Genomic DNA, 3,819 nt, shown 5'->3' with positions numbered 1-3,819 from the left:
GGACAAAGTGGCCGTTCGCGGCATGCACAGCAAGGTCAGCTTCCCATAGAATCGGAACATTGCGTAACCAGTCGTATTTTACTGCGTGTGATCGCAGTTGCGTGTCAAAGGCTATGTCTTCGCAAACTTGATCCATGCCACATTCAGGATGACCCAAAGCGTTAGCCTTTGCCCGGCCACGTTTCAGGGTAAGGCGCGGAGGTCCGGAGCGCGGCCGCTTTGTGACGAAACTCTTCCACCGCCTTCAAAAGCCATGCGATGAACTGCGCCGCGGCGTCTGCTTGGGTCCCGTGCTTGAGCCGGATGAGGTAAACGGTCCAATCTGATGGGCGCACCTGAGCAAATGGTTTGACCAACGTGCCGGCTTGTATGGCGTCATAGGCCACAAAATCATCGGCGAGCCCAACGCCATCACAGGCCGCCACGCGACTAAAGATTGTATGTGTGTTCTGAAAAATCGCCCCGTTCGACGCATCCACCCCATCCACCTTGGCGGATTGCAGCCATCGCCGCCAACCTATGCGATCATGTTCATGAATGAGATCGACGCGTGAAAGATCCCTCGGATCGGTAAGCTTGCGGCCATCCACCCGCAAGTCCGGGCTGCATACCGGAAATTCCACCCCCTTGAACAGGATCTGTGAATCACCGCTTGGTGCGCCTGAGACATTGTAGTGGATGGCGATATCCGCATCACGATTGCGATAATCCGCGAAGTCTTCACCATAGTTCACTTCAAGTTCAATGGTCGGATGTCGCGCCGTGAAGGCTGGCAGGCGCGCACTCAGCCAGCAATCAACGAACCCGCTATTGGCCGAGACGACGATGCGCGCGCGTTTGTGCACCTCACCGCTTTTCCGGCTGATCTGGGAGGTTGCATAGCCAATATCAGCCAGCGCGGGAGAAATTGCCGCGAGGTACTGCACCCCATCCTTTGTCAGCGCCACTTCGCGGTTGAACCGGGTGAAAAGTCTGACCCCCAGTCGCTCCTCTAACCCTCTGATTTGGTGGCTGACAGAAGATGGTGTCAAACTCAACTCTTCTGCTGCTTTCTTGAACGACAGATGTCGCGCAGCAGCATCAAAGGCCGACAACGCGGCAAGGGGCGGCAGATTGATCGCCATAGGGTCAGGTGAATTCCTTTCATCTGAATTATTGAAAAAGCATCGTTTGTCGTCAACCACTTTCGACGGCAAGTTGTGCACAGCATAGAAAACTCAGGAGCAAGGCCAATGACACTCGTCTCGGAACGCACCAGATCGCAGATCACGCCGCTGCAAGCCGGGTTCAAAATGCCTGCGCGGTTCGACAGGCATGACCGGACCATCGTTACCTGGCCACCCCGCGAAGAAGGGGCGCATAGCGATATTGAGGGCTTTCGCTCCGAGGTAGAGGCCCTTGTGAAGGCGGTTGCGCAATTCGAACCGGTTATGCTGCTGGTTGATCCTGCGGATGAAGCAGAGGCCACGACGCGATGTGATGCGTATGCGGACATTGTCGTCATGCCAATTGACGCCTGCTGGATTCGCGACAACGGCCCGATTTTCGTGCGCGATGCACAAGACCGTGTTGCCGGTGTGCATTTCGATTTCAACGGTTGGGGAGGGCGGATGCCTGCGCCAAAGCTGGATGCGATGCCATCAAGCGTGGTCGGGCATCTGGGTATGCATTGTTTCCGCGCGCCATTCATCTGCGAAGGCGGTGGGATTTCTGTCGATGGTGAAGGCACGCTGATCACCAACGAACAAGTTATGCGCAACCTCAACCGCTATGCAGATGTATCGCAGGATCAGGTCGAGCAGTACCTGCATGACTATCTTGGGATCCAGCAGGTGATCTGGCTGGAACTGGGCTTGGTCGAGGATACCGAGACGGACGGGCATATTGACAACGTCGTGGAATATGTTGCCCCCGGAGTCGTGCTGGCCCAGACCGTGACGGACAAGGGCAACCCAAACTACAACCTGCTGCAAGAAAACCTGCGTCGCCTCAAAGCGGCACGTGATGCCAAGGGACGCGCGCTGGACATTATCGAACTGGATATTCTGCCGTATCTCCAGCCCATCAACGGGCGCCGCCCCGTGGCACCATATGTCAATGCCTATGTGTGCAATGGTGGGATCATCGCCCCTGAAGTGGATCCAAAGCTGGACGAAGCCGGCTACCGCATTCTCGAAGAGACGTTTCCGGGCCGCCGTGTCGTGCCTGTGCCGTCCCTGTACCAAGCGGATGCTGGTGGCGGGGTCGCATGTCTGACCCAGCAGGTACCAGCGGGCACTCCCGCAGTCCTGTAAAGGAGAGTCGAAAATGAAGGTCAAGGTTGCCACAACACAGATGGCTTGTTCCTGGGATCGGGACGATAACATGCACCGTGCCGAGCAAATGGTGCGCGAGGCCGCAGCAAAGGGCGCGCAGGTCATCCTGCTGCAGGAACTGTTCGAGACGCCCTATTTCTGCAAGGATGAGGATGAGAAACACTTCTCGCTGGCGTCACCAGCGCTGAATCACCCGGCTGTGATCTGGGCGCAGGCTTTAGCAGCAGAACTGGGTGTGGTGCTGCCCGTCAGCATCTTCGAGCGAGCAAATACGGCCCTGTTCAATTCGATGGTTATGATAGATGCCGATGGCAGCGTGCTGGGTATCTATCGTAAGACGCATATACCCGACGGCCCGGGATACTCCGAGAAGTTCTACTTCAACCCCGGCGACACTGGCTTTAAGGTCTGGCATACGCGCTTCGGCCGGATCGGCACGCTGATCTGTTGGGATCAGTGGTTTCCGGAAGCTGCGCGTATCCTGACACTGAAAGGGGCCGAGATGATCCTTTACCCGACCGCGATTGGGTCTTGGCCAGATGGCACGGATACGGAATCTCTGCCCCAATGGCAGACGGCCATGCAAGGCCACGCGGCAGCAAATGTGATACCGGTTGTAGCGTCCAACCGAATCGGTGTTGAAGAAGGTGACAGTTGCTGCTTGCGGTTCTATGGCTCGTCTTTCATCTGTGATCATCGTGGGCAATTGGTGCAGGCGGCCAGCCAGGACAGGTCAGAGGTGCTGTTTCATGACATCGACCTGCAAGAGGTGGACGACTACCGTCTGCGCTGGAACCTGTTTCGAGATCGCAGGCCCTCAGCTTATCGCCCTATCATGACCTTGGATGGTGGATAGAACAAAATGCAGCAAGGCAGCGGCTGAGCTTTCTTTCCTTGCTTTGTTGCGAACTGAAAGCTTTGCAACACTTGCCGCTTCGGTTGGCATCGTTTGATGTGGGCCTGCGCCACATGCTGCACCATGGGCAACTACCGGACGCACCACGTGCGGAAGGGATCTTGCTCTAAATGCATTTACCTATGGGATACCCGCTTACCCGAGGGCCGGCAAGAGCCCTGGAAACCCTTAACAAGCAGCCATTGGCTTGTAAGCTAACAGCATTGCCGACATCCGTGCGCTGCGCAGCCTTTGGTAGTATGGGCTCGAAGCTGCCATGCGGCAGTGTGGCGACCGATTTTGCATATTTGGGTGGGCTGACACCGAAGTCGATGACAGCAGCCAGCCCAAAGCGGTCATAACGTGCAGCCTTTGGGCCGATCAGACCGGAGCTTCGCGCAGGCCCAGTTGAGTGGCCGATGTGCGGACAAAGTCGCCGTTCGGCGCACTTCATCTTTGTTTATGGGGGACAAACATGCCAGTAGTCTTCTCAGACTTAAGGAACTCGCAATGAAAAAGCTGTCCACTCGCCTGTCAAATAAACTGATCGAATTTGGCAATCTTCCCATATCTGCTGAAGGACTTTTGAGATTGCAGCCTGAAATCGCC

The 3,819-nt window shown here is 56.2% G+C and carries 3 protein-coding genes; 2 read left to right on the top strand and 1 reads right to left on the bottom strand.

The genetic code is table 11. The features are described 5' to 3' along the window. Nucleotides 1-161: 161 nt before the first annotated feature. Entirely contained in the window at nt 162-1,124 is a 963-nt protein-coding gene (locus tag WAO69_RS06960; RefSeq protein ID WP_422177417.1) for a LysR substrate-binding domain-containing protein, read from the bottom strand. 108 nt (nt 1,125-1,232) lie between these two features. Between WAO69_RS06960 and WAO69_RS06955 the strand changes: the two genes are divergently transcribed. Together WAO69_RS06955 and aguB are read left to right on the top strand one after the other, a co-directional pair. Then, nucleotides 1,233-2,294 carry an agmatine deiminase family protein gene (locus WAO69_RS06955; RefSeq protein ID WP_422177415.1) on the top strand — a complete coding sequence of 354 codons (1,062 nt, stop codon included), beginning with the start codon at nt 1,233-1,235 and terminating at the stop codon, nt 2,292-2,294. A gap of 13 nt (nt 2,295-2,307) precedes the next feature. Then, a complete protein-coding gene (gene aguB / locus WAO69_RS06950; protein WP_422177413.1) occupies nt 2,308-3,171 on the top strand; it encodes an N-carbamoylputrescine amidase in 864 nt (287 codons plus the stop codon). Nucleotides 3,172-3,819 lie beyond the last annotated feature (648 nt).

The sequence above is a fragment of the Aestuariivita sp. genome (genome assembly GCF_049276915.1).
In the GTDB taxonomy this organism is placed as follows: domain Bacteria; phylum Pseudomonadota; class Alphaproteobacteria; order Rhodobacterales; family Rhodobacteraceae; genus Aestuariivita.
This window is presented reverse-complemented; position numbering and strand designations above follow the sequence as displayed.

What these genes read in the sequence shown, in the direction of transcription:
- WAO69_RS06960 (WP_422177417.1), bottom strand. Translation starts at nt 1,124, where the DNA reads ATGGCGATCAATCTGCCGCCCCTTGCCGCGTTGTCGGCCTTTGATGCT.
- WAO69_RS06955 (WP_422177415.1), top strand. Translation starts at nt 1,233, where the DNA reads ATGACACTCGTCTCGGAACGCACCAGATCGCAGATCACGCCGCTGCAA.
- aguB (WP_422177413.1), top strand. Translation starts at nt 2,308, where the DNA reads ATGAAGGTCAAGGTTGCCACAACACAGATGGCTTGTTCCTGGGATCGG.